We start from the raw sequence: 24,118 nt of genomic DNA on the forward strand, positions 1-24,118 counted from the left end.
GGGCGGCCTGCGGGGGTCCCCCGCGGGTGTGGGCCGGGGGGGGGCGGGGGGGGGCGGCGGGGGCCGCGGCCGGCGGGGTCCGGCGGCCCGCGCCCGGCCGGAGGTTCTCGGCTACGCGCAGCTGATGCCCACACAGACCGTGTTGAGCAGCGTCAGCAGGCCGACGCAGGCGCACGTGCCGGAGAACGACGCTCCGTCGAAGTCGACCGGGTCGGTCTCCGGAAGGGCGTGCAGGTGGGCCAGCAGCTCGAGGGTCTGGTTCTCCATGACAATCTCCTTCTCTGTGCGTCGGCGACAGGTGTTCCTGTCGCTCACCCCGGCTGCTGAACTGTCCAGTGCCGGGAGTCTGTGTGGCGGTTCCTCAGGAGGAACGCCAGGATTCCCGCGGACCCGTCGCTCCAGCTCGTCGAGACGTCCCCGTACTCGTTGGGGAAGACGACGTGGCTGCCGCGGTGGGCGCGTTCGGTGACGATGAGGCGGGCCAGTTCCCCGGCCGCCTCGCGGTGGACGGGATCCCCGGTGGCGTCGGCCATGTCGAGGAGGAAGTCGCCGTTTCCGGCGAGTCCGTGGCACTGGGCGAGGCCGGCTCGGGAGGCGCGCTCGACGACGGCGTGCGCGGCTCCGCGGGCGAGGTCGCCGTACCGGTCGTCGCCGGTCCGTTGCCACAGGCGGATCAGGAAGGACCCGATGCCGGCCGAACCGTGGCACCAGTAGGGGGCGGTGGGCGGGTCGGTGGCCTGGGCCGGCCACTGGACCGCCCGGCCCACCGTCTCGGCATGGGCCACCAGGTGCTCCCCCGCGGCCACGGCCAGCTCCAGGTGGTCCAGGCTGCCGGAGACGGCCGAGGCGGTGAGGAGGAAGCTGCCGATGCCGGCCGTTCCGTGGGCGAAGCCCAGGTAGCGTTTGCCCGCTTCCTCGGACACGGCTTCCGCGGGGACCGGCCAGCTCACGCCGGACGGCTCGGGCTGCGCGGCGGCGGCCAGCCGGTCGGCCGCGTCGACGACCAGAGCGGCCAGGCGGGGGTCGCCGGTGCGGTGCCACAGGTGGGCGGCTGCCAGTCCACTGCCCGCGGTGCCATGGGTGATGTCGTGGCTGGGGGTCGGCTCCGGCGGGGCCAGCGCCAGGGCCAGCGCGTGGTCGGTCAGTCTGCGGTCGGCGACGGCACGGCCGGCGTCGTACAGGGCCCAGGCGATGCCGCGGCCGCCGAAGTGCAGGCCGGGCCGGATGGACCGGGTGTCGGTGCGGGCGGCTATCCAGCCGCCGGCGGTGGAGATCAGCTCCGGCAGGCGCGGGTCTCCGGTGAGCTCGAAGTACCGTGTCAGGACCGCCAGTACACCTGCCGCGCCCTGCTGCACGGTGCAGGGGTCGGTCTCCCCCGCGAGGGTCGACACGGGCCACAGCCGGGGTTCGCCGGAGGGGGTGATCGTCTCGACGAGGTGGTTCACCATCCCGGCGACGGCGGCCTCGGTCCCGGCGTCCGGTTCGCTCGACCGCACCGGTCCGGGGGCGGGGCGGGGCGGCCGTGTCAGGTCGAGCCCCTGCAGGGCGTCCCGCGCTCTGTCGGGGTCCCAGCGTTCCTCGGGGTCGTCCTTCATCAGCCCGAGGATCATCTCCGGGAGGCCGTCGGGCAGGCGCAGCGTTCCCGCGCAGGCGGCCAGCCACTCCGCGAACCGCTCCTGTGCCGGTCTGGTGTCCGGGTCCTCGGGCAACAGGTTCGGCACCTTGCCGGCGAGCACGAAGCACATGGTCGCGCCGAGGCTGTAGTAGTCGGCGGTCCGGGACACCGGCGCGTCCAGCAGACGTTCCGGGGCGCTGAACCCGGGGGTGCCGACCCGGGTGGGGAGCGGCTTCTCGTCCTCCAGGGCGGCGAGCTCCAGGTCGATGAGGCGCAGCTCTCCGTCGGGGCGGACCATCACGTTGCCGGGGGTGAAGTCCCGCAGGACGCAGCCGCAGGCGTGGGCCGCCGCGACGAGGTCCACCAGGCGTTCGACCTGGTCGAGCGCGTCCGCCCGGTAGCGTTCGCTGCCGGCGTCGCGGAAGCGTTCGGCGACCCAGTTGCGCAGCGGGACGCCCGGCACCTCCTCCTGGGCGAGGAAGAGGTGGCCGCCCATCTCGAACGTCGCCAGCAGTTCCGGGGCCAGTCCGGTGTGCTTGAGTTTCTCCAGGGTCCGGGCCTCGGCGCGCAGCCAGTCGCGGACGTCGGCGCCGGACGCGTCGCCCTCCACGTGCGGTCTGGCCTCCTTGATCACCACGGGGGCGCCCGTGGTGACGTCGGTGCCCCGGTAGACACCGCCCTTGTTGGTGTGCCGGATCGCCTCCCGCACCGAGAACCGGCCGCCGAGCAGGACCGGGCGGCTCGCCGCCTTCTCCTGTTGCGGCGGGAGCGGTACCGAGGCGGGGAAGGGACTGACCGCCCAGGGCGGCGGGGCGTACTGCCCGGTGCGTTTGTCCTCCACCGGATTGCCGTCGGGGTCCTCGATGAACCAGACCAGCAGGCCCTGGTCGGACAGCCGGCGGCGGCCGACGAAGGCGCCGTAGCGGTAGTGCACGAGGCTCTGCGGGGCGTAGGGCTGGTCGGAGAGGATCCGCGGGCCGGCCAGTCCGGTCGTGGCCCGGTGCAGCTCCAGCGCCACCCGGGCGGCGTCGCCGTCGGAGGGCGGGTAAACGGTGATGAACTTGCCGGAGTTTCCGCGCGGAGTGGCACGGGTATTGAGCGCGCTCACCTGTTCCAGCGAGCGGACGAACTTGAATGCCGATTCCTCGGCCAACAGGACGTCCAGAGCCTTCGCGAGAACTTCGGGAGCGGAAGCAGCCGTCGCGGAGACATGTAGTTTCCAGCCTTGCCGGCGTCGAATTCCGGACTGCCGGGTGAGGCGGCACCACATGTCGTCGGTGTCGACCGTCCAGCGCGCTTCCGTACCTGTGGCCTGTAATCTCTCACGTAACAGATTCTCGAGGTCGACTTCAGTTGCGTGGCTCGTCATCCGCGTCCCTCTCAGCGGAAAAACCGCTGGTTGGAAATTCCTTCGGTAGGAAAAAATGTACTGCCGGCGCGGCCGCGAAATCCATCCTATTCCGCGAGCGCACGGTGTTGTTACGGCGGTGGATGGCGCAGTCCGGCGCAGTTGGAGGCGCGTGGCCGAAACGAGCCTGAAATACTTCGAATGTTCGACCTGATGGCGGTCGGAATTCGATCCGAATTAAAAGGGAGGCGACCACTTTTTTTCGAAAATGGCTCGACGTCGACAATGCAGCGGAACCACGGTTCCATCCCGGCCCCAGCTTTCCCACTCGTCGCCGTGCACCCGGCGAAAACGCCCGCGCGCTTTCCCGATCCGCGCCGGTGTCCGTCGCCGGTCCGGGCCCGTGGCCGAGTGAGCACGAGCCACAGCCGTGACGAAGGCGGCGACAACCGGCGCAGAGCGGCCGCCGTTCACCACCTCGCGCCGGGGCCGGGTGCGCTCAGGCGAAGGCCAGCGAGCGGAACGCGTCGCGGACGGGGACGAGGGAGCCGTAATCCCTGGTGTAGTACGGCGCGTTGGTGAGCAGGACCGCCCAGCGGCCCTGCCGGGGGGACAGCCAGACGGCGGCCGCACCGGAGCCGTGCGGCTCCCAGATGTCGTCGGCCCCCGCGGCCGCTCCCGGCGCCAGACGCCAGAACAGGCCGCCGGCCGGGGCGAGTTCGCCGGTCTGCACGCGCAGCGAGTCCTGGACCCAGGCCGCGCCGAATCCCGGTTGCGCCTCGCCCCGCCCCGGCTGGAGCAGGTGCCGGAGGAACGCCGCGAGGTCGGGAAGGACCGTGAACACCCCGGAGGCGCCGCACACCCCGCCGAGCAGACGCGCGGACGCGGCGAGCGCGGTGCCCCGCAGCCGGGTCCCGGTGTGCCGGTCCACCGCGGTCGGCGCGCAACGGTCCGCCACCTCCCGCGGCAGGGGACCGAAGCGGGTCCGTGTCATGCCGAGGGGCCGCCACACCTCGGTGTCCGCGAGAACGTCCAGGCCGCGGCCGGAGAATTCCTCCACGAGCCGGCCGAGGACGAGGGCGGCGCGCTCGGTGTACTCCACGGCCTGACCGGGCGGACGGCGCACGGCGTCGTGGAGGATGCCGTCGCGGATGTCCCGGGGATCGGTGCCGTACAGGCTCACCAGGCTGCCCCGGAGCGGGACGCCCGCCGTGTGGGTGAGCAGGTCGCGGGTGCTCACCCGGCCCAGCGGACGGCCGCGCACCTCGGTCCAGAAGTCGCCGAGGTGCACGTCGAGATCCAGTTCGCCGGCCTCGACGAGGCATCCGACGGACGACCACACCGCGAGGATCTCCGCGAGCCCTTCGACGTCGAAGACGGTGTCGTGCCGCATCGGTTCGTCGGCCCGGTCGGGATCCAGCACCCCCGGCGTGCCCAGGACCATGCTCCCCGAGCGGTCGCCGACGGCCCAGACGGCGCCCGGGCAGACCTTGTCACGGACGCCTTCCTCGACGGTCCGGCGGATGCGGTCGATGTCGAGCTCCAGGGCCATGGTCTCCCGATCTGTCCAGATTCATCCGTCTCCCGCCGCTCAGCGTAGTGAGACGGCCGGGAAGGACCCGGCTCCGCCACGGCGGCCCGACCACGCGGTTCGGAGCGGGTTCGCTGCCGCGAGGGGCGGGGGCGGGGTCGCCGCGTCGCTGGGCGGAACCCCCCGTCGGTGGGCGGGCGGCGCCACGTACGTGGCCAAGGGCCGCCCCGTAGCAGCGAGGGGCGGGACCGGTGCCGGCCGTCTCCGTGGGCGGCCGCGGTGCGTCGGTGGGGGCAGGGGCCGCCGACCGGCTGAGGTCGCGCCGCCAACCGGCGGGTTCTGGGAGGCGGCCGTCGGGCCGCGGCGCGACGGCGGGGTACGCATCGAACGAGGCCTGCGAGGAGCGGAGCGCACATGATCCGGGTGCTGGTGGTCGACGACGAGGCATTGATCCGTACGGGGTTCACGCACATCCTCGAATCAGCGGAGGACATCGAGGTGGTCGCGGCCGTGGACGGAGGTCAGGCCGTGCGCAGCGCGCGGGAGCTGCGCCCCGACGTCGTCCTCCTGGACATCCGGATGCCCGACGTGGACGGGCTCACCATCCTCGCCGAGCTCCGCCGGATGCCCGAGCCTCCGGTGGTCGCCATGCTCACCACTTTCGACACCGACGAGTACGTGGCGACCGCGCTGCGTTCGGGCGCCGCCGGATTCCTGCTCAAGGACACCGATCCCGAACAACTCCCCTACCTGGTGCGTGACCTGGCGGAGTCGGGGACCGTGCTGTCGTCCAAGGTCACGCGTCTGGTGGTGGGCGGGTTCCTCGACAACACCGTCCGTGAGCCGTCCGCCCTCCGGCTCACCGCCCGGCTCACCGAACGCGAGCGTGCCGTGCTCGTCCTGATGGCGGAGGGGCTCGCCAACAACGAGATCGGCGAACGGCTGCATCTGAGCACCGGGACCATCAAGGGCCATGTGACCAACGTGCTCGGCAAGCTCCGGGTGAGCACCCGCGTCCAGGCGGCCCTGATCGCCGAGCGCGCGGGGCTGCTGGCGTCCGCACAGTCCGAACAGTCCGAACAGGACGAGGGCGCGCGGTGAACCGCCGGAAGTCACGGGCCGTGCTCGCGGACGTCGCCGTCGTCGGAGCGGCGCTGGCCGACGCCTGGGCCCATGTCGACCTCACCGACCGGCCCACCACGGCCTGCGCGGTGGTCGGCGCCCTCGGCCTGGCGTTGCGTCACCGGATGCCGCTGACGGCGTTCCTCCTCGCCCTCCCCACCGGCCTGGTCACCGACTCGGTGGTCGCCCCCATGGTCGCGCTGTACACGCTGTCCTCCCTGAACCGTCACCGGCTCCTGCTGGGCGTCTGCGCGCTGCTCTACGCGATCATCGACTTCCTGCCCTGGCCGTGGTCGTCGCTGAACGCCACCGAGCTGTCCCAGACGAACAACGTGTTCCACCTCAGCTACACCCTGGCCACCGCCGCCGCTCCGGTCTTCCTGGGCCAGCTCGTCCAGGCCCGGCGCGAGCTGTCGCTGCGGATCGCCGACATCTCCGAGGCCCGCAGGCAGGAGCGGCTGCTGACCGCGCAGAGCGTGCTGGCCAAGGAACGCGCCCAGCTGGCGAGGGAGATGCACGACGTGGTCTCCCACCAGGTCAGTCTCATCGCCGTACAGGCCGGGGCGCTCCAGGTGGGCGGCCAGGACGCCGAGACGCGGCACGCCGCGGCCACCATCCGGCGGCTGAGCGTGCAGACCCTGGAGGAGCTGCGGCACATGGTCGGGGTCCTGCGGGCGTCGGGCAGCAGGCCCACCGAGCTGACCCCGCAGCCGTCGCTAGCCGATCTGGAGCACCTGCTGGAGGCCGGCGGTATCGAGGCGAAGCTGGAGATCGACCTGCCCGAGGAGCTGCCGCCCACGGTGCAGCGGGCCGTCTACCGGACGGTGCAGGAGGCGCTGACCAACGTCCGCAAGCACGCGCCCGGCGCCAGCGTGACCGTCCGTATCGGGCTCCGGGACGGCTCGCTGCGCGCCACGGTCACCAACACCGCACCCACCCGCAGCGCGCTCGTCCTGCCGAGCGCCCGCCACGGTCTGGCGGGACTGGCCCAGCGGGCAGAGCTCCTCGGCGGCACCGTCACCTCGGGCCCCACGGCCGAGGGCGGCTACGAGCTGCGGCTGGAGCTGCCCCACGAGCCGCAGCGCTGAACCCCCGCCCCGCCGCCGCTCCGCCCGGCCGGTTGGCGGGGTGGCTTCGGACACCTGGCGGATAGTGCCGGAGGGCGCCGGGCCCGAAGGTGGAAGGCACGGGGCTCGCCCCGTCGGCAGCCAGATCCGGCCAGGAAAGGGGTAGCTCTCATGTCGATCCACCTGACGCTTCTGTGCGCACCCGGCGGCGACGCCACCGTGGACCCGCTGCTCGGCGACGCCCACCTCAGCGAGCACGGCGTGAACCTGGCCGGCTATGCGCGAGCAGTGCTCTCTCCGCACCAGCCGGCCGTGCGGACCCCTTCGATCCGGTGTTCCGAGACGGCCGAGGCCATCGGCCTGGTGGCGTCGTCCGAGCCGCTGCTGCGCGATCTCGACGTGGGCAGCTGGCAGGGCCGCACGGTCCGTGACGTCGCCGCGACCGACCCCGACGGGTTCAGCGCCTGGCGCACGGACCCGGACGCCACCCCGCACGACGGGGAGTCCGTACGACAGCTCTGCCGCCGGGCGGCGGACTGGCTGAGCGGCGTGGCGCCGGACACCGGCCGCGCGGTGGCCATCGCCGAGGCGGCCGTCGTCCGGGCCGTGCTCGTCGGGGCCATGGCGGTGCCGGCGCGAGGCTTCTGGCACCTCACCGTGCCGCCGCTGAGCGCGTTCCTCCTCACCCGGCGGGACGACGGCTGGGACGTCCGGTTCGGCAGGCGGCGCCTGCGGACCGTACCGAGGCCGACCGCCCTCAGCTGGGGCTAGCGCGACGGTGAGCGCCGGTCCTCCCCGGTGAAGGGGAGGACCGGCGCTCACTCGATCCCGAGCGGTCCGATGCCCAGGTCCTCCCGCATGGCCTGCCGCATCCGCGCCACGGCGGCCCGCCGCCGCGCGATCAGGGGCGCCTCCTCGGGGGAGCCGACGGTCACTCCGCGGGCGTAGGCGTCGCGCAGGGCACGCAGCCCGTGGAATGCCTCGTTCCCCGCCGCCACGACCCGGGCCGGTCCCACGAGCCACAGGGCCTCGCTCGCCGTGTAGACGCCGCTGCCGCGCACGGCCTCCCGTACGGCCGCGTCCCGCGTGGAGGCGGTCACGTGATCGCCCAGCGCGACGGCCCGTATCTCCTCGCCGGCGGCCTTGAGGGCCGAGACGTACACCGTGTACGCCTCGCGCCGGATCTCCCACGCGTGTCTGTCCTCTTCGCGTCGCCAGCGGTTGCGGTCGGCGATCAGGGTGGCCGCGATCCCGATGGCGGCACCGGCCAGGGTGGAGAGCAGGGGCATCCAGTCCATGCGCCGCAGCCTGTCCGATCCGGCCCGCCGGCACCAGTGCCCCCCGCGGCCGGACGCGGCCGGGCCCGCACGGGCCGGGGTGCGCGGCCGACGGCCGCGTACGACCATGGACGCATGGCATATCCACTCGTCCCCCCTGGGGAGACTCCGCCGGCCGAAGGCTGTACGGCGGAGGCGCACGAGGAACGCGCGGACGGCGGCGCGTGGGAGCACCCGGGCCTGTGGCTGGGGCTGATCCTCATCGGCGTCGCGATCGTGGCCGCGTACTTCATCGCGCGGATCTTCCCGATGTGAGCCGTCGGCGGTTTCGGGCAGCCTCCCGCCGGAGTGCACCCGGCGAGGGGCCGCGGCGAGGTGCGGGCGCGCGGTCGGCCGGTGCGTGCGACGCGGTCCGCCGCGGTCCGCGGTGAGGTGCGCGGGCAGCGGTCTCGGGGTCTCGTCGCCGGGATGTCACGGCCCCGGTGCCGTGTCGCCGATTGCTGAGGGAGCCGTATGGACTCCACGCCGTCCCCCTCCCCTTCGTCCTCCTCGGCGTTCGACATGGTCAGCAGCGCCCTGGGGCGGTACGTCCCGCAGGCGCCCGCGCACGCCACGGGCCGGCCGCCGGCCGAGGACCTGCCGGAGTCCGGGCGCCAGGACCGGATCCTGGGCGTGGTCAACCTGGACAGGGACCTCAAGGTCATCCGCCTCAACCTGGACGCCCCGGTGTTCGCCGGTCTGGACGCCGTGCCCGGGAGCCCCTTCGTCGATCTGCTGCCGCCCGGGGACGTGCCGACGGTCACCCGGCGGCTGCGGCAGGTCCTGGAGACCGGTGAGGCGCATGTCGCGCGGATCCAGCGCCTGCGGCGCGACGACGGCTCGGATCTCGTGGTCTCACTGAGCATCCTGCCCGCGGCGGCGCCCCAGGAGGGGCTGACCGTCTCCTTGATCGCCATGGCCACGCGACTGCACCTGTACGCGGCCGAGACCGCGATCGGCACGTCCCTGGACATCGGCGAGACCGCGCAGTCGCTGGCGGAGTCCCTGCTGGCGTGGGGCGACGTGGCCGCCGTCGACCTCGACTTCACGGTGTGGACGGGCGAAGGGGTCACCGGGCAGGCGCACGGCCGCATCCGGCTGCGGCGGGCCGCCCTGGTGCCGGACCGGGTGTGGCCCGAGGGCTACGTGACACCGGGCGACGACCTGCCGGGCGACGCGAGCCGGCTGCTGGCGCAGGCGGTGCGGCGGGACGACACACCGCAGACCATCGTCATGCCGGACCGGAAGGCCGTCGAGCGGGTCCTCGGCAGCCCACACGTCATGCGCGCGCTGGTGCCGGGCGACCGGTCGGCCGGTGTGGCGTGCATTCCGCTGGTCCTGGACGGCTCGCCGCCCGTCGTGCTGGGCGTGGCCGAGGTCTGGCGGCGGGCCGACCGTCCCTTCCGCGACAGCGAACTGTTCGACCTGCAGGAACTGGTCGCCAGGACCGCCCACCACGTCGACCTGGCCCGGCAGCACCAGCGCGAGCACAAGCAGGTGCTGGCGCTGCAGCGCAGGCTGCTGCCCCGCGCCGGCGGCGACACGATCGAGGTCGCGAGCGTGTACCAGCCCGCGACGCCGGACAGCGCGGGCGTCGGCGGTGACTGGGTGAACAGCTTTCCGCTGCCGGACGGCCGGACCGCCCTGGTCGTCGGAGACGTCGTCGGGCACGGTCTGGGAGCCGCGGCCACCATGGGCCAGCTCAGCATGGAGGCCCGCGCTTTGCTGTCGGCGGGGCTGGCGCCGGACGAGGTGCTGGAACGCCTGGACGAGACCGTGACGCTGCTGGACGACGCGGACTCCGGGCTGGCGGCCGGCTACAGCGCCCTCGGGTCGACCTGCTGCATCGCTCTGTACGACCCGGTCAGCCACAGTCTGGCGCTGTCCAGCGCCGGGCACCTCCCCCCGGTCCTGGTCTCGCCGGACGGCCGGGCGAGCACGCTCGCGGTCCGTCCGCACCCCGGCCTCGGCGCCGAGTTCGCGCTGCGCGAGCCGTTCGCCGTGCACACCTTCGACGTACCGCCCGGTTCGCTGCTCGCCCTGTACACCGACGGTCTCGTGGAGGATCCGAGCGTGTCGATCGACGAGGGCATCGGCATGCTGGCGGACGCCGTGGCCGCGGTGCATCCCTGGGACGGTCTGCCGCAGGCGGCGCGGCAGGTCGTCGCCACGTTGGCTCCGCTGCGCGAGCGCGACGACGTGACGCTGCTGCTGGCGCGGATGATCGGCTACCGCAAGGGGGACACCGCGACCTGGCGGCTGCCCGCCCGCCGCGACGCTCCCGCCCGTGCCCGCGCGCACGTCCGCGCGCTGCTGCTGCGCTGGGGCACCCGGGACGGCACCCGGGACAACGCGGTGCTGCTCGCCAGCGAGCTGGTCACGAACGCCGTGCGCTTCGCCACCGGACCCGTCACGGTACGGCTGATCCGGTCCGGGCACGGCCTGCTGGTGGAGGTGGGCGACACCGGCAACGGCAGGCCCCGGCTGGGCCGCGGCGGTCTCTTCGACGACAGCGGCCGCGGTCTGCACGTCGTCCACGGGCTCACCACGCGCTGGGGGGTGCGGTGGACGGACGCCGGGAAGGTGGTGTGGGCGGAGGTGGCGAGGTGACGCGGGCACCGCGGCCGTCCCTCAGAGCCACTCCCCTTCCAGAGCGGTCGCGCTCAGCCCCGGCGCCGCCGCGTACAGGACCGTGCGGCTGCCCGGCTTCTGCCCCGCGCGGTGGGCCCGCCGCATGATGTCGAAGACGGCGGCGCCGCCGCGGTTGCCGGTGGTGTAGCTGTCCCGGCTGTGGGCGAGCAGTCCGGACGGCCAGGTGTCGGGCATCGTCTGCTCCATGTACTCCAGCACCCGGGTCCCGCCGGGGTGCGCGAGCAGGACGTCGGGGTGCCAGGAGCCGGGGTCGTCCTGGTGGCGCAGGCGCAGCCACTCCCACATCGCGGTCACCGTCTCCTGCACGGCGCGCGGTCCGCGCCGGTCCATCACGAAGTGGGTGCCGTCCGCCCGTGTGTCCAGGCGGTGCAGGTCCTGGGTGTCCGGCACGGTGTGGTGCCAGGCGGCGTCCAGCCGCAGCACCGACTGCTCCCTGCGGCGGCCCGTGACCACCGCGGCGACCGCGGTGTCCGCGAACAGCAGCCGGACGATCAGGGACTCCAGGGTGTCGTCCGCGGGCTGATAGGTCGTGCTCAGCGCCTCGGAGATCACGACCAGGACCACCCGGTCGGGATCCGCGGCCACGAGATCGGCGGCAAGCGCCAGGGAGCGGGTGCCCGCGATGCAGGCCCACTGCGTGGCGGGCAGCAGCAGCACGTCGTCGCGGAGCGAGAGCCGGTTGGACAGAGCGACGTCCAGACCGGGCAGCGCCGGGGTGGTGGAGTGACTGGTGATCAGGCAGTCGACGTCCGAGACGTCGAGACCGGCGGCCTGCAGGGCTCCGCGCGCCGCGCGCTCCCCGTAGGACTGCACCGCCTCCCAGGCCGGCGCGGTGCGCTCCTGGACGGTCTGCGGCGCGGGTATCGCCTGCAGTGCGGCGATCGCGCGGTCCACGTCCTGCTGGGCGAACCCCTCGCGGGCCAGCGCCTCTTGGGCCGGGCCGTTGCCGACGCCCCGCAGGCCGCCGCCCGCGCCGGGTGCGACGGCGGACTCCAGCGGGAGCATCCAGCCGCGGCTCGCTATGCCCGTGCCGGCCGCGATGCCGTCGATCCGCGGTGCCCATGGCGCATGCGGATGGCGGTCGTGCACCTCCGCCACGATCTGGCTGGTCTGCACGGTGTGCTCTCCCTGGATGACGGCGGGAGGACAGAGGTATGCGGCCATGATGAGACACCTTTCGAGCGAAAAGGGGTTAATGTCGCAAATGCCGTGCCCTGGGTCACCACGGAGGGGCACCCAAGAGGCCGGTCCCGGGCTCCACTTCGGGAGCCGAGCGCCGCGTCGAGCATGGCCGCCAAAAGGACATTTCCGCTGTGATGCAGACAACTCAGACCGGCATGGGTTGGCGTGACAAGTCACACACCCCCGCGGCGGCGGCCGTCACGGCCGCGTCCCGAGCCGCACCTGACCCGCCGTCAGCCGGGCCGAATGCCAGGCAATCCCCCGGTCGCGCGCCGGGCGTGGCGATAATCGGCACGTGAGCGGCGATGAGTCCACCGATGCGTCCCTGGGGCTGGCCACGCGGAGCACGACGCGCTGGCGCTCCTTCGTGCAGACCGAGACCGGCAGTGCCGTCCTCCTCCTCGGCGCCGTGTGCGTCGCCCTGCTCTGGGCCACCATCGACCTGCGCTCGTACGACGCGGTGTGGCAGGCCCGTTTCACGATCGGCTTCGACACGAAGCACCTGTCGCTGACCCTGCACGAGTGGATCAACGCCGGTCTGATGAGCCTGTTCTTCTTCGTCGTCGGCCTGGAGGCCCGGCACGAGTTCGACATGGGCGAACTGCGCGACCGCCGCTGGGTGCTGCTGAGCGCGGTGGCGGGTCTGGGCAGCATGGTCGTGCCGGCGCTGATCTACCTCGCCTTCAACGCCGGCCGCGACTCCGCGCACGGCTGGGGTACGGCGATGTCCACCGACACCGCGTTCGCGCTGGGCATCCTCGCCGTGCTCGGGTCACGGCTGCCGGCCTCCCTGCGCGCGTTCATCCTGTCCATCTCGGTCGTCGACGACCTGGTCGCGCTCCTGGTGATCGCGGTCTTCTACAGCGACGACATCCACCTGCCGGCGCTGCTGGTCGCGGTGGGCACCCTGCTGGTGATCACGCTGCTGCGGCTGGCCCGGGTCCGCAAGGGCCGGTACTGCGCCGTCCTGGCGGTGGTGGTGTGGGTGGCGCTGCACGAGGCCGGCGTCGACCCGGTGGTCACCGGGCTGGCGGTCGGCGCCCTGGTGGTGGCCTATCCGGCGCCGCGCGAGGACCTGGAACACGCCAGCCGCCTCTTCCGCCTGTTCCGGGAGCAGCCCACACCCGAGCTGCAGCGCTCGGCCGTGCGGGGCCTGACCGCGGCGATCTCCCCCAACGAGCGGCTGGAACAGAAGTTCCTGCCGTGGGTGAGCTTCGGCATCGTGCCGGTGTTCGCGCTGGCCAACGCCGGTATCGAACTGAGCGGTGCGAAACTGGCCGAGGCGTTCACCTCGCCCGTCACGCTGGGCATCGTGTGCGGCTGCGTAGCGGGCAAGGTGATCGGGCTCGTCGGGTCCATGGCGGCCGCGCGGCTGGTGTCCGGAGGGCGGCTGCGGCCCAATGTCGGCTGGGGCTCGGTCACCGCGGGCGGAGCGATCGCCGGAGCGGCCTTCACGGTGTCCCTGCTGATCGCCTCGCTGGCCTTCCAGGGCGAGGAACTGGACCAGGCGCGCATCGGCATCCTCGCCACCCTGGTCGGCGCCTTCGCGGCGAGCTGGGCGGTCACCGGCGTGATGAACCTGCTGCCCGCCGCCCGCCGGGCCCGTGCCCTGCTCGGCGACACCGATCCCCTCACCGACCTCGCGGTCGCCGTCGACGCGCGCCACGACCGGATCCGCGGCCCCGAACACGCGGCGGTCACCCTGGTGGAGTACGGCGACTTCGAGTGCCCCTACTGCGGCCAGGCCGAGGCGGTGGTGCGGGAGTTGCTGGGCACCGACGCGGACGTCAGGTACGTGTGGCGGCACCTGCCGCTGACCGACGTCCACCCGAATGCCCAACTGGCGGCGGAGGCGTCGGAGGCCGCGGCCCGCCAGGGCCGGTTCTGGGACATGCACGACCTGCTGCTGGACCGGCAGGACGCCCTCGGCGCCCGCGACCTGCTGCGCTACGCGCGGGAACTCGGGCTCGACGAGGAGCGGTTCCGCCGGGACCTGGAGCAGCACCGCGGTGCGCCCCGGATCGCGGAGGACGTGGACTCGGCGGACCTCAGCAGCGTCTCCGGCACTCCCACGTTCTTCATCAACGGCCGCCGCCACCACGGCGCCTACGACATCCAGAACCTGGAGACGGCCGTCGGCCTGGCCCGGCAGCGCGCGCTGGCGGAGCACGCCGGTGCCGGCCGGCCGGGCCCCGCGGCGGACTGAGCGGCCCGGGCCCTGGCCCGCCCGCGGCACGGCGGCCGGGCCGGGGCCGCGGCTGCGCCCGCGCGGGTGACTCCGCCGTACCCTCCGCGCGGCAGCCGGGACCGGCGGGCGGCCCTGAAGATCATCTGAGGGTGACGACCTCTCACGGCCCCCGCGCCGCGCACCCCGCACGCCGCACGGCGCTCTCCGCCGGGCTCGGTGCCCTCTCGCTGCTCTGCCTCGCGTCCCTGTCCGCCGCGCCGCCCGCCGCCGCGCACGCGGGGACCGTCCCGCGCGCGCCCCGGCCGATGACGGCCGCCGAGTCGCGCACGGCCGCGTACCTGGAATCCATCCGCCACGACCCCCGGCTGCTGCGCGGCTTCTTCCGGCACCTGCCCAAGGGCGGTGACCTGCACAACCACCTCTCCGGTGCGGTCAGGACCGAGTACCTCATCGAACTGGCCGCCGAGGACGGGCTGTGCATCGACACGGCCACGCTGACGGCCGTCGTACCGCCGTGCGGCTCGGGCACCCGTCCGGCCGCCGACGCCCGTACCGACCGCGACTTCCACGACGCGATCGTGCGCGCCTGGTCGATGCAGGACTTCCCGCCGGACCAGAACGGCCACGACCACTTCTTCGACACGTTCAACAAGTTCGGCGAGGTGCCCTGGCGCCACCGCGGCGAGCTGCTGGCCCAGGTCGCCGACGCGGACGCGGCGCAGAACCAGTTCTACCTGGAGACCATGGTGACCCCGGCCTCCGACGGCGCCAGGCAGCTGGCCGCCGAGGTCGGCTGGGACCCCGACCTGGCCGCGCTGCACGCCAAGCTCGTGGCCGGCGGCCGGCTCGACAAGGTCGTGACCGACGCCCGCAAGGAGGCCGACGACGGCGACGCCGCGTTCCGGACGGCCGCCCGCTGCGGCACCAGCCGCCCGCGCCCCGGCTGCGCGCTGACCGTGCGCTGGATCTCGCAGGTCAACCGCGGCAGCGCCCCGGAGCGCGTCTTCACTCAACTGGCCCTCGGTATGCGGCTGGCCGAGCGCGACTCCCGGTTCGTCGCCGTCAACCTCGTCCAGCCCGAGGACTGGGACAGCTCGCTGGCCGGCTACCGCCTTCAGATGCGCATGATCAACTACCTGCGCACCGTCTACCCCAAGGCCCATGTCACCCTGCACGCGGGCGAGTTGTGGCCCGGACTGGTCAAGCCCGAGGACCTGAGGTTCCACATCGCGGACGCCGTGAACGTGGCCGGCACCGAGCGGGTCGGCCACGGCGTCGACCTGGTCCACGAGGACGGCTGGCAGCAGACGGCCCGCACCATGGCCGCCCGCGAGATCGCCGTGGAGGTCCCCTTCAGCAGCAACGCCCAGATCCTCGGCGTCAGCGGCGCCGAGCACCCCTTCGAGACCTACCGCTCCTACGGGGTGCCGGTCGTGCTGGCCACCGACGACCCCGGCGTCTCCCGCATCGACATCACCCACGAGTACCAGTACGCCGCCCAGACCTACGGCCTGACCTACCCCGAGCTGAAGGACCTGGCCCGCGCCTCCCTGGAGTACGCGTTCCTGCCCGGCCGGAGCCTGTGGCGCGGCAACCCCACCCGCGACGGCTACCACGCGGCGACCGCCTGCGCCGGCCAGCTGCCCGGCAGCGGCCGTACCCCGACCACGGAGTGCCGCCGGCTCCTGGACACCAACGCCAAGGCCGCGGTCCAGTGGCGACAGGAAGCCGCCTACGCCACCTTTGAGAGGTGAGTCCAGAAGTTCCCAATTCCGGCTGACCAGGTGTCGGGCGGCGCACTGCGGGTCATCCGTGTGCCGCCCGGACCGACCAGGACGAAGGGGTGCAGGCGGCACCGTGCTCACCGCGTTCATCAATGCCTTCAAGACACCCGACCTGCGGAAGAAACTGCTCTTCACGCTGGGCATGATCGTGCTCTACCGGGTCGGCACGCATGTCCCGATCCCCGGCGTCAACTACCGGGCCGTCCAGGCGTGCGTGACCGAGGCGTCCGGCAACCAGGGCCTGTTCGGGCTGGTCAACCTCTTCAGCGGCGGTGCGCTGCTCCAGATCACGATCTTCGCGCTCGGCATCCTGCCCTACATCACGGCCAGCATCATCCTCCAGCTGCTGACCGTGGTCATCCCGCGCCTGGAGGCGATGAAAAAGGAGGGCCAGGCGGGCACCACGAAGATCACGCAGTACACGCGGTACCTGACGGTGGCCCTCGCCGTCCTGCAGGGCACCGGCCTGGTCGCCACCGCCCGCAGCGGCGCCCTGTTCTCCGGCTGCTCGGTCGCCGCCGGCATCATTCCGGACCGGTCGATCTTCACCACCGTCACGATGGTGATCTGCATGACCGCCGGCACCGCCCTGGTCATGTGGCTCGGCGAGCTGATCACCGACCGCGGCATCGGCAACGGCATGTCGATCCTGATGTTCATCTCGATCGCCGCCTCCTTCCCGTCCGCGCTGTGGGCCATCAAGAAGCAGGGCACGCTCGCGGGCGGCTGGATCGAGTTCGGTTCCGTCATCGTCGTCGGTCTCGCCATGGTCGGCCTGGTGGTCTTCGTCGAGCAGGCCCAGCGCCGGATCCCGGTCCAGTACGCCAAGCGCATGATCGGCCGCCGGGCCTACGGCGGCACCTCGACCTACATCCCGGTGAAGGTGAACCAGGCGGGCGTCATCCCGGTCATCTTCGCCTCCTCGCTGCTGTCGATCCCGGCCCTGGTCGCCCAGTTCTCCGGCGGGGACTCGGTCTGGAAGCGGTGGATCGCGCAGAACCTCACCAAGGGCGACCACCCGGTCTACATCGTGCTGTACTTCCTGCTCATCGTGTTCTTCGCGTTCTTCTACGTCTCCATCTCCTTCAACCCGGAGGACGTCGCGGACAACATGAAGCAGTACGGCGGCTTCATCCCGGGCATCAGGGCCGGGCGGCCGACGGCGCGGTACCTGTCGTACGTGCTCAACCGGATCACCTGGCCGGGCTCGCTGTACCTGGGTGTGATCGCCCTGGTGCCGACCATCGCGCTGGTCGGGTTCGGGGCGAGCCAGAACTTCCCGTTCGGCGGCACCAGCATCCTGATCATCGTGGGTGTCGGCCTGGAGACGGTGAAGCAGATCGAGAGCCAGCTCCAGCAGCGCCACTACGAGGGCTTCCTGCGCTGACCCAAACTTCAACATAGTCGGTAAAATCGGTACAGCCTGATCAGAGCGCGACGTCCGTCGTCCCGTCCCCGAAGGAGCGGCCATGGGTGGGCCCGAACCGATCAGCGCCGAGGGCCGTCGCGCGCTGGAGCAGCAGCTGGCCGATCTCCACACCGAGCGGCGGGACGTCGCCGCGACGCTGGTCGGCGACGACGCGCCCGGCGACCACGCGGACCAGGCAGACGAGTTGCAGCGCGCCGACGACCTGCGGCGCCTGGACGCCCGTATCGAGGACATCACACTACGGCTGCACCAGGCGGCCGTAGCCCGGCCCGCCCCCGCGGGCGAGGTGGGCGTCGGCAGCAAGGTGACCGTCCGGTTCGCGGACGGCACGGTGCAGAGCGTCGCCATCGGCGAGATCGCCTCGGCGGCCGACGAGAACCTGGTGACCGAGGACAGTCCGCTCGGGCGCGCGCTGCTGGGGCACCGGGTCGGCGACACCGTCAGCTTCGAGACACCGCAGGGCGTCACGGACGCCACCGTGGTCTCGCTGGACGGCCCCTGACCCAAAACGGCACACCGGGTCCCGGATCAGGGGCCCGGTCTCACTCCTCCGGACCCGCGTCCGGGGTGACGGGGGCCGGCAGGTCGCCCGGTGGGGCCGGTTCCGGGTGCCGGCCGGACGGCGGCCTGCGGCGCGGTGAGGCGGCCCGGTTCAGCAGGGAGACGTACCCGGCGGACAGGCGGCGCAGCGCCTCGACGACCCGGGCCGGGGTGTGCGCGCGGAGGTGGCGGCGGGCTCGGATGTGGGCGCGGTCCACGGCCAGTTGGGCCTTGGCGCCCGCCTCGGTGGGGCCGAGGTCGTCGGTGAGGGATATTTCCAGACCGCCGTTGTACGGCGCGGTCAGGTTGTACAGGAAGGTGGTCAGGGCGGCCAGACACGAGCCGAGCACGACTTCGAGGACGATCACGCTGAAGGCGATGGTCAGGAACGTGCTCAGCCGGGGCAGGGCGTCCGGCGCGAGGAGGGCGGCCAGGCCCCAGGCGGCGACCGAGGCGACGACGGTGAGGATGCCGAGGCCTCCGAGGAGCAGGAAGCTCATCACCGTGACGGACCTGGGTCCCGCCTCGGATATGCGCATCCGCATGGTCCGAGGGCGGCGGGAACCACCTCGTGCGGGGCGCGGCGGAAGCGCGGCGTGGGCGGTGGACGGAGCCGGGCCGGGCGCCTCGCCGGACCGCGCCTCGCCGGACCGCGCCTCGCCGGACTGCGGGTCGTCGGACTGCGGGTCGTCGGCGCCGGTGGGGAGTGCGGGAGCGGGCCGGGAGGCGGGACCGACAGGGGCGGTGCCGTCCTCGGCGGGCTCGGCTGTTCGGGTGGGCTCGGCCGGTGCGGCGGCCTCGGCAGGTGTGCGGGGTGTCCGTGCGGAGCCGCCGCGCCGGAGGCGCCCCTGGCCCTCCTGGCGGTGCGCGGCGCGGACGGCCGCGTTCTCGTCGCCGGTGCGCTTGCCCTGTGCCGCGTTTCCCGGACCGGCGGCCGACCGGGACCCGTCCGGGGTGCCGACGCCGTCGTCGAGCCGGGGCGTCACCCGCTTGCGGGAGGTGTGACGGGTCCTGCGCCTGGCGCGACTCATGCGCGTCTCCCTGGGTGGCCTCGCGGTCCCACAGGGCTCTTGCGCATCGGACGGGCCCGCGTCGACCGCCCGGCGGCCGGTGGGGGCCTGCTGGTCGTTGCCTTCGACGGTATGGGCTCCGACCCGAGCCCGCATTCCCGGCGGCGCACCCGGGGCACTCCGAAGGGCGAGGAGGCCGGCGACGGCGGGCGGGGTCGCCGGCCGTCGCCTCAGGCGCTGTGGACGCCGACCTCGTACAGGGAGTAGCCCCACGCGGTGCCGCGGGCGAGGCCGTGGACCCGGACGTAGCGGGCCGGGGTGGCGGTGAACCGGGCCGTGTCCAGGCCTCCGTCGCCGGCGGCGGTGGACCAGGCGGTGCTCCAGTTCGTGCCGTCGGCGGACAGCTCGATGCGGTACGAACGGCCGTAGGCGCGCTCCCAGTCCAGCGTCACCCGGGAGACCAGGTGGGTGGAGCCCAGGTCGACCTGCCACCACTGGTCGTCGCTCCAGTCGCTGGCCCAGCGCGTGGTGCCGTCGCCGTCGACGGCACGGTCCGGCCGGTAGCTGGTGAAGGGATTCCACTCGGAGGAACCGGCGCTCGCCGGCCGCCCCGCGGCGAGGTTCACCGAGGCCTGGTGGCGTTCGGTGGCCCCCCAGGTGCCGAGGTAGGACTCGGCGCCGCGGAACAGGTCGTCCACCACGCCCTGGCCGCCGACCCGCCGGATGTCCTCGATCCAGTCGGGGACCATGCCGACATGGGCCGCGCCGTCGGTGTTGATGTCGAAGGTGCGCTCGCCGGAGGTCTGCCGGTCGACGAGGGAGCCGCCGTCGACGCTCCGGAAGGGGTACGTCACCTTGTTCGCGGTGTCGGCGCCCCGTGGTGCGGGGTGGTCGCCGATGCCGTTGAAGTCGGTGCCGAAGCCGTAGCCGACGCCGTACCGCTCGCGCAGCGCCCTGGTCCGTGCGGCTTCGGCGACGAACCCCTCGGAGCCGTGCATGTACTGGGCCACGAAGCCGCCGAGGGCGTAGACGCGGCCGGTCCAGTCCAGGTCCATCCAGCTGTGCGAGGAGATCACGCCCGGGTAGGACGCGGACTCCAGGATGTCCAGCGCCTGGCCTACGGCTTTGACGCCCATGTGGTCGATCTCCAGCATCATCTTGCGTTTCATCATGCCGCGGACCGCGTACTCGCCCAGGTCGGTGAGCCCGCGCCGGTTGCACCGGGCGTCCGCGTCGTACACGGGGACGGCCGTGCCCGCGGGGAGGTCGGCCTCGGCTGCCGACGCGGCGTTGCCGATCGGGTTGTCGTGCTGGGGGCCGGCGCACTTCTCGGTCTGCCAGAAGGTGCCGGTGGACAGGAACTGGCCGACGTTGATGGCCGTTCCGAGGCCGCCGGAGTCGAAGCGGACGCCGCACAGGGCGTTGTCGAACTTGTGGCACAGGAACATGGAGCGCACCCCGAGCGCGTACAGCTCGTCGAGCCCCTTGTCGATGTCCGCCTTGCCGCACTGCGGGACGTCGAGGATCTGCTTGCAGCCGAAGGGTTCGGAGGTCTCCACGCCGAGCACGACGGCCAGCTTGCCCTGCTCGACGACCGATCGTGCCTGCGCGCTGTCGGTGACGATCCGGAACCAGCCCTTGCCGGGGCCGCCGTACATCCGGTCGATGTACGCCTGGAGGTCCCAGGTCATCCTCGCCTGCAGCCGGATCGAGGTCATCTCGTCGCAGCCGCGGTCCTTGAAGGGGTAGACCGAGCAGATCATCCCGTTGGTGACCAGGTCGTCGACGAGCACCCGCTGGCCGCCGCGCCAGGCGCGCTCCATCCAGGCGTAGTAGTCGGCCTGATGGGTCATCGAGTCGTACGCCGGCCAGTCGGTGAACGTCGGCCAGCCGGCCGGGTCGTGCCTGCCGTCCCCGCCGTGGGTGATGTAGTCGAAGAGCGCGAGCGAGCCGTCGGGGTGGTGCTCGGGGCAGTCCTTGAGGGCGTCGGCGACGCCCGCCTCGGAGAAGGCCTTGCCGCAGATCAGGCGGCCGCCGAAGGCCTCGTTGCCGAACAGGTGGTTGTGCGCGTCGACGAACCCGCGGACCTCGCCCGTCGCGGTGGTGCCGGTGAACGGTTCACCGGTGATTCCGATGCCGACGTCCGGGGCGGGCCGTGCGGCCGGGGTCCACCAGTCGCCGCCGGCCGCCGAACTCGGGGTGGGCCCGAGGACCACGGCCAGCACCAGGAGCAGCAACGACATCACCGTGACGTTTCTGCGGCGGCGGAACGAGCGTCGAGTCTGCGTCACGGCCCCATCCCTCGGTCGGCGGGAAGGCGCGGTTGGCGAACCCTTGAGGTTGTCATGACCCGCGCAATACCTCGGACGAGGATGGAGCCGGCCGGCTACCGAGTCAAGGGCCGGGAACGCCCGACCTGCCGGCTCAACCGCGCGCCTGGCGTGCCCAGTCGCCGAGGACGGGCACACAGGTGCGCGCGAAGTGCTCGTAGTCGGCCGGGGTGTTGTAGACATGGGCGGACACGCGCAGGTAGCCGACGCCGCCGAAGCTCGTGAAGGCGGCCTCGACGGCCAGTTCGCGGGCCGCCCGGTCGCGCAGCGCGTCGGCCTCGATCCGGGTGCGCCCGAGGCCGTCGGGCAGCCGCACCAGACGCATCCCGGGGACCGGCATCCCGACCTCGACCCGGCTGTCGTCACCGGTGAGCGGCGCGAACGCGGCACCGATGACCTCGGCGGCGTGGTCCGCCAGCTGGTCCATGTACCGGCGGGCGGCGGACCAGCCCCAGGTGCGCTCCACGAAGTCGAGGGACGTGGGCGCGGCCAGGTAGGAGGTGGCGTCCAGCGTGCCCTGGTGGTCGAAGCGCGTGGGATAGGGCTCGCCTGCACCCCACGAGTCGATCAGCGGGTGGAGCAGGTCCCGCAGCGGTCCGCGGGCGACGAGGGCCGCGGTGCCGCGCGGCGCGCACCCCCACTTGTGGAAGTTGCCGGTCCAGAAATCGTAGGTGGCGCCGTCGAGCGGCGCGGCGAGCAGACCGGGGGCGTGGGCGCCGTCCACGAGCACCGGTACGCCTCGCCGGCGCGCCTCCGCGCCGATGCGCTCGACCGGCAGCCGGCGGGCGGTCGCCGAGGTGATCTGGTCCACCACCACGAGATCGGTGGCTTCCCCGATCTCGGCGGCCACCGCCTCGTACGCCTCGTCCGCGTCCGCGCCGAGCGGCACCCGCGCCGTGCGGACCCGGCCGCCCCAGCGGCGGGCCAGCCGCTCGGCTCCCATGGTGACGGCCCCGTAGCCGTGGTCGGTGACGACGATCTCCCCGCCGCGGCGGCGCGGGAGCGCGTGGTAGACCACGCTGGCGCCGGCGCTGGCGTTCGGCACCAGGGCGAGGTCACCGGCGTCGACGCGGAGGAAGGCGGCGAGCTCGGCGCGGGTGGCGGCGAGGCGTCCGGGCAGCTCCGGGAACCACACCACCGGCGCGCGTTCCATCTCGGCGCGCAGCGCGGCCTGCCGCTCCTGCGCCACCAGCGGAACGGCACCGAAAGAACCGTGGTTCAGGTGGGCCAGCGCCGGGTCCAGGGACCAGGCGTCGGCGGCGGGTGCGCCGTCGGGCAGCGGCAGCGGGCGCGGCGCGACGGCCACCTCGGTCTCACTCACGTCAGGAAGCCTCCGGGAACAGGACGATCACCCGGCATCCTGACACGGCGGCGGCCGCCGCCCGAGGCCGGGTCGTCGCCCGCCCCCGGCCCGCCGCACTCAGTCCACGGGCCAGGTGTGCGCGGCCGCGTTGAGGTGCATGTAGTCCATGTAGGCGGTGGTCATCCGGCGCAGCGCCTCCCTGCGGTCGGAGACGCCGCCCCGCTCCAGGTGGTGGACCGTCTCGGCCTGCCACAGGGCTCCGTTGCGGGCGTTCACGCAGCGCTGCTCGACGATGCCCAGCATGGGCTCGCGCCAGGAGGCGTCCAGGCCGGCCAGCTCCAGGCCCCGGTGCGCGAGCGGCAGCAGCCGCCTGAGCACCAGCTCGGTGACCGGCACCTCGCCCACTCCCGGCCAGTACAGCCGGGCGTCGATGCCGTCCCGGGCCGCCGCGTGCAGGTTCTCCTCGGCGACCGCGAAGGACATCCGCGACCAGACCGGCCGGTCCTCGTCCACGAGGGCGCGGGTCAGGCCGTAGTACAGGGCGGCGTTGGCGATGATGTCGGCCACGGTCGGACCGGCGGGCAGCACGCGGTTCTCGATGCGCAGGTGGGGCCCGCTCTCGGTGACGGCGTACACGGGGCGGTTCCACCGGTAGATCGTGCCGTTGTGCAGCGTGAGCTCGCCGAGCTGCGGCACGCCGCCCGCGTCCAGGACCCGCCGCGGGTCCTCGTCGTCGCACAGCGGCAGCAGGGCCGGGAAGTAGCGCACGTTCTCCTCGAACAGGTCGAAGACGCTGGTGATCCACCGCTCTCCGAACCACACCCGCGGCCGCACCCCCTGCGCCTTGATCTCCTCGGGACGGGTGTCGGTGGCCTGCTCGAACAGCGGGATCCGGGTCTCGCGCCACAGTTCCCTGCCGAAGAGGAACGGCGAGTTGGCGGCGAGGGCGATCTGCACGCCGGCGATCGCCTGCGCCGCGTTCCAGTAGGACGCGAAGTCCTTCGGGTCCACCTGCAGGTGGAACTGCGTACTGGTGCAGGCGGCCTCGGGGGTGATGGCGTCGGCGTACATCGACAGGCGTTCCACGCCTTCGAGGCGGATCCGCAGGTCCTCGCCGCGGGCCGCGAAGATCTGCTCGTTCAGCAGCCGGTAGCGCGGATCCCCGGACAGGGCGGTCTCGCCCACGTCGGGCTCGCCCAGCGTGGGCAGGATCCCGATCATGATGAGGTGGGCGCCCACCGTCGCGGCGCGGTCCTCGGCGTGGTTGAGCGCGTCGCGGATCGTCTGTTCCCAGGCGCCGGGTCCGCCGGAGGTCAGCTCCCGGGGCGGGATGTCGATCTCCAGGTTGAACCGGCCCAGCTCGCTGGACCAGGCCGGGTCGGCGATCGCCCGGAGCACCTCGGTGTTGCGCATCGCCGGCAGCCCGGCGTCGTCGACGAGGTTGAGTTCGATCTCCATGCCGACCTGCGGGCGCTCGCTCTCGAAGCCCGACCCGCGCAGCATCTGCGCCAGTACGTCGAGACAGGTGTGCATCTTCTCGCGGTACCGGCGCCGGTCCTCCCGTGTGAACACCCGGGCCGGCACATCACGTCCCATCGGGCCCTCCCGGGTCCTCTCGGCGGATGCCTGCCGTCCCAGCGTCGCACCTACCGGGCGACCCGGACACTCGCGACGCCCGCGCCCACGGGGTGCGGGCGACCG

General features: G+C 73.0%; 18 protein-coding genes. 9 read left to right on the forward strand and 9 right to left on the reverse strand.

The features are described from left to right. Nucleotides 1-111: 111 nt before the first annotated feature. The 3 genes from ACIRQ9_RS09200 to ACIRQ9_RS09210 all read right to left on the reverse strand — a co-directional run bounded on the left by ACIRQ9_RS09200 (nucleotide 112) and on the right by ACIRQ9_RS09210 (nucleotide 4,515). Nucleotides 112-267: a VenA family class IV lanthipeptide gene (locus ACIRQ9_RS09200; protein WP_317440737.1), complete on the reverse strand. Its 156-nt coding sequence runs from the start codon at nucleotides 265-267 to the stop codon at nucleotides 112-114. A gap of 44 nt (nucleotides 268-311) precedes the next feature. Further along, the gene (gene lanL / locus ACIRQ9_RS09205; RefSeq protein WP_404168848.1) at nucleotides 312-2,984 is read right to left on the reverse strand and encodes a class IV lanthionine synthetase LanL; all 2,673 of its coding nucleotides are present in this window, start codon (nucleotides 2,982-2,984) and stop codon (nucleotides 312-314) included. Nucleotides 2,985-3,462: 478 nt separating this feature from the next. Beyond that, entirely contained in the window at nucleotides 3,463-4,515 is a 1,053-nt protein-coding gene (locus ACIRQ9_RS09210; RefSeq protein ID WP_404168851.1) for a serine hydrolase domain-containing protein, read from the reverse strand. Nucleotides 4,516-4,908: 393 nt separating this feature from the next. On the opposite strand from ACIRQ9_RS09210, the gene ACIRQ9_RS09215 reads away from it, so the two are divergent. The 3 genes from ACIRQ9_RS09215 to ACIRQ9_RS09225 all read left to right on the forward strand — a co-directional run bounded on the left by ACIRQ9_RS09215 (nucleotide 4,909) and on the right by ACIRQ9_RS09225 (nucleotide 7,454). Then, complete coding sequence (locus ACIRQ9_RS09215) at nucleotides 4,909-5,595, forward strand: response regulator (RefSeq protein ID WP_404168854.1); 687 nt, start codon at nucleotides 4,909-4,911, stop codon at nucleotides 5,593-5,595. Next, nucleotides 5,592-6,704, forward strand: coding sequence for a sensor histidine kinase (locus ACIRQ9_RS09220; protein ID WP_404168857.1), 1,113 nt, complete (start codon nucleotides 5,592-5,594; stop codon nucleotides 6,702-6,704). Before ACIRQ9_RS09215 ends, ACIRQ9_RS09220 begins: the two co-directional genes overlap by 4 nt. 150 nt (nucleotides 6,705-6,854) lie before the next feature. Next, nucleotides 6,855-7,454, forward strand: coding sequence for a histidine phosphatase family protein (locus ACIRQ9_RS09225; RefSeq protein ID WP_404168860.1), 600 nt, complete (start codon nucleotides 6,855-6,857; stop codon nucleotides 7,452-7,454). A 47-nt stretch (nucleotides 7,455-7,501) separates the two neighbouring features. Here the strand turns inward: ACIRQ9_RS09225 and ACIRQ9_RS09230 are convergent, their stop codons facing one another. Continuing rightward, a complete protein-coding gene (locus ACIRQ9_RS09230; protein ID WP_404168863.1) occupies nucleotides 7,502-7,981 on the reverse strand; it encodes a hypothetical protein in 480 nt (159 codons plus the stop codon). Nucleotides 7,982-8,095: 114 nt separating this feature from the next. On the opposite strand from ACIRQ9_RS09230, the gene ACIRQ9_RS09235 reads away from it, so the two are divergent. Together ACIRQ9_RS09235 and ACIRQ9_RS09240 are read left to right on the forward strand one after the other, a co-directional pair. After that, nucleotides 8,096-8,275, forward strand: coding sequence for a DUF6480 family protein (locus ACIRQ9_RS09235; protein ID WP_351324644.1), 180 nt, complete (start codon nucleotides 8,096-8,098; stop codon nucleotides 8,273-8,275). A gap of 198 nt (nucleotides 8,276-8,473) precedes the next feature. Next, nucleotides 8,474-10,609, forward strand: a complete 2,136-nt coding sequence (locus ACIRQ9_RS09240) for a SpoIIE family protein phosphatase (RefSeq protein ID WP_404168866.1) — start codon at nucleotides 8,474-8,476, stop codon at nucleotides 10,607-10,609. A gap of 21 nt (nucleotides 10,610-10,630) precedes the next feature. On the opposite strand, the gene ACIRQ9_RS09245 is transcribed toward ACIRQ9_RS09240, so the two are convergent. Further along, nucleotides 10,631-11,815: a type III polyketide synthase gene (locus tag ACIRQ9_RS09245; protein WP_404168870.1), complete on the reverse strand. Its 1,185-nt coding sequence runs from the start codon at nucleotides 11,813-11,815 to the stop codon at nucleotides 10,631-10,633. Between the two features lie 313 nt (nucleotides 11,816-12,128). Here ACIRQ9_RS09245 and nhaA point away from each other — a divergent pair, with 313 nt between their 5' ends. The 4 genes from nhaA to ACIRQ9_RS09265 all read left to right on the forward strand — a co-directional run bounded on the left by nhaA (nucleotide 12,129) and on the right by ACIRQ9_RS09265 (nucleotide 17,736). Beyond that, nucleotides 12,129-14,039 (forward strand): Na+/H+ antiporter NhaA, encoded by a 1,911-nt coding sequence (gene nhaA, locus ACIRQ9_RS09250; protein ID WP_404168873.1) that lies wholly within the window; start codon nucleotides 12,129-12,131, stop codon nucleotides 14,037-14,039. A 131-nt stretch (nucleotides 14,040-14,170) separates the two neighbouring features. Next, nucleotides 14,171-15,775, forward strand: coding sequence for an adenosine deaminase (locus ACIRQ9_RS09255; protein WP_404168876.1), 1,605 nt, complete (start codon nucleotides 14,171-14,173; stop codon nucleotides 15,773-15,775). A gap of 103 nt (nucleotides 15,776-15,878) precedes the next feature. After that, nucleotides 15,879-17,192 (forward strand): preprotein translocase subunit SecY, encoded by a 1,314-nt coding sequence (gene secY, locus ACIRQ9_RS09260; protein WP_404168878.1) that lies wholly within the window; start codon nucleotides 15,879-15,881, stop codon nucleotides 17,190-17,192. Between the two features lie 82 nt (nucleotides 17,193-17,274). Continuing rightward, on the forward strand, nucleotides 17,275-17,736 hold the full coding sequence (locus ACIRQ9_RS09265; RefSeq protein WP_404168881.1) for a GreA/GreB family elongation factor: 462 nt from the start codon (nucleotides 17,275-17,277) through the stop codon (nucleotides 17,734-17,736). Nucleotides 17,737-17,776: 40 nt separating this feature from the next. Here ACIRQ9_RS09265 and ACIRQ9_RS09270 read toward each other — a convergent pair whose 3' ends face one another. The 4 genes from ACIRQ9_RS09270 to ACIRQ9_RS09285 all read right to left on the reverse strand — a co-directional run bounded on the left by ACIRQ9_RS09270 (nucleotide 17,777) and on the right by ACIRQ9_RS09285 (nucleotide 24,013). After that, the gene (locus tag ACIRQ9_RS09270; RefSeq protein ID WP_404168884.1) at nucleotides 17,777-18,805 is read right to left on the reverse strand and encodes a DUF3566 domain-containing protein; all 1,029 of its coding nucleotides are present in this window, start codon (nucleotides 18,803-18,805) and stop codon (nucleotides 17,777-17,779) included. Between the two features lie 209 nt (nucleotides 18,806-19,014). Continuing rightward, nucleotides 19,015-21,027, reverse strand: coding sequence for a discoidin domain-containing protein (locus tag ACIRQ9_RS09275; RefSeq protein WP_404169014.1), 2,013 nt, complete (start codon nucleotides 21,025-21,027; stop codon nucleotides 19,015-19,017). A 181-nt stretch (nucleotides 21,028-21,208) separates the two neighbouring features. Next, a complete protein-coding gene (locus tag ACIRQ9_RS09280) occupies nucleotides 21,209-22,435 on the reverse strand; it encodes an aminotransferase class V-fold PLP-dependent enzyme (protein ID WP_404168887.1) in 1,227 nt (408 codons plus the stop codon). 99 nt (nucleotides 22,436-22,534) lie between these two features. Continuing rightward, complete coding sequence (locus tag ACIRQ9_RS09285; protein ID WP_404168890.1) at nucleotides 22,535-24,013, reverse strand: glutamate-cysteine ligase family protein; 1,479 nt, start codon at nucleotides 24,011-24,013, stop codon at nucleotides 22,535-22,537. Between the last annotated feature and the right edge of the window lie 105 nt (nucleotides 24,014-24,118).

The organism is Streptomyces sp. NPDC101237, assembly GCF_044767465.1.
Classification (GTDB): Bacteria; Actinomycetota; Actinomycetes; order Streptomycetales; family Streptomycetaceae; genus Streptomyces; species Streptomyces gramineus.

What these genes read in the sequence shown, in the direction of transcription:
- ACIRQ9_RS09200 (WP_317440737.1), bottom strand. Translation starts at nt 267, where the DNA reads ATGGAGAACCAGACCCTCGAGCTGCTGGCCCACCTGCACGCCCTTCCG.
- lanL (WP_404168848.1), bottom strand. Translation starts at nt 2,984, where the DNA reads ATGACGAGCCACGCAACTGAAGTCGACCTCGAGAATCTGTTACGTGAG.
- ACIRQ9_RS09210 (WP_404168851.1), bottom strand. Translation starts at nt 4,515, where the DNA reads ATGGCCCTGGAGCTCGACATCGACCGCATCCGCCGGACCGTCGAGGAA.
- ACIRQ9_RS09215 (WP_404168854.1), top strand. Translation starts at nt 4,909, where the DNA reads ATGATCCGGGTGCTGGTGGTCGACGACGAGGCATTGATCCGTACGGGG.
- ACIRQ9_RS09225 (WP_404168860.1), top strand. Translation starts at nt 6,855, where the DNA reads ATGTCGATCCACCTGACGCTTCTGTGCGCACCCGGCGGCGACGCCACC.
- ACIRQ9_RS09230 (WP_404168863.1), bottom strand. Translation starts at nt 7,981, where the DNA reads ATGGACTGGATGCCCCTGCTCTCCACCCTGGCCGGTGCCGCCATCGGG.
- ACIRQ9_RS09235 (WP_351324644.1), top strand. Translation starts at nt 8,096, where the DNA reads ATGGCATATCCACTCGTCCCCCCTGGGGAGACTCCGCCGGCCGAAGGC.
- ACIRQ9_RS09240 (WP_404168866.1), top strand. Translation starts at nt 8,474, where the DNA reads ATGGACTCCACGCCGTCCCCCTCCCCTTCGTCCTCCTCGGCGTTCGAC.
- ACIRQ9_RS09245 (WP_404168870.1), bottom strand. Translation starts at nt 11,815, where the DNA reads ATGGCCGCATACCTCTGTCCTCCCGCCGTCATCCAGGGAGAGCACACC.
- ACIRQ9_RS09265 (WP_404168881.1), top strand. Translation starts at nt 17,275, where the DNA reads ATGGGTGGGCCCGAACCGATCAGCGCCGAGGGCCGTCGCGCGCTGGAG.
- ACIRQ9_RS09270 (WP_404168884.1), bottom strand. Translation starts at nt 18,805, where the DNA reads ATGAGTCGCGCCAGGCGCAGGACCCGTCACACCTCCCGCAAGCGGGTG.
- ACIRQ9_RS09275 (WP_404169014.1), bottom strand. Translation starts at nt 21,027, where the DNA reads ATGTCGTTGCTGCTCCTGGTGCTGGCCGTGGTCCTCGGGCCCACCCCG.
- ACIRQ9_RS09285 (WP_404168890.1), bottom strand. Translation starts at nt 24,013, where the DNA reads ATGGGACGTGATGTGCCGGCCCGGGTGTTCACACGGGAGGACCGGCGC.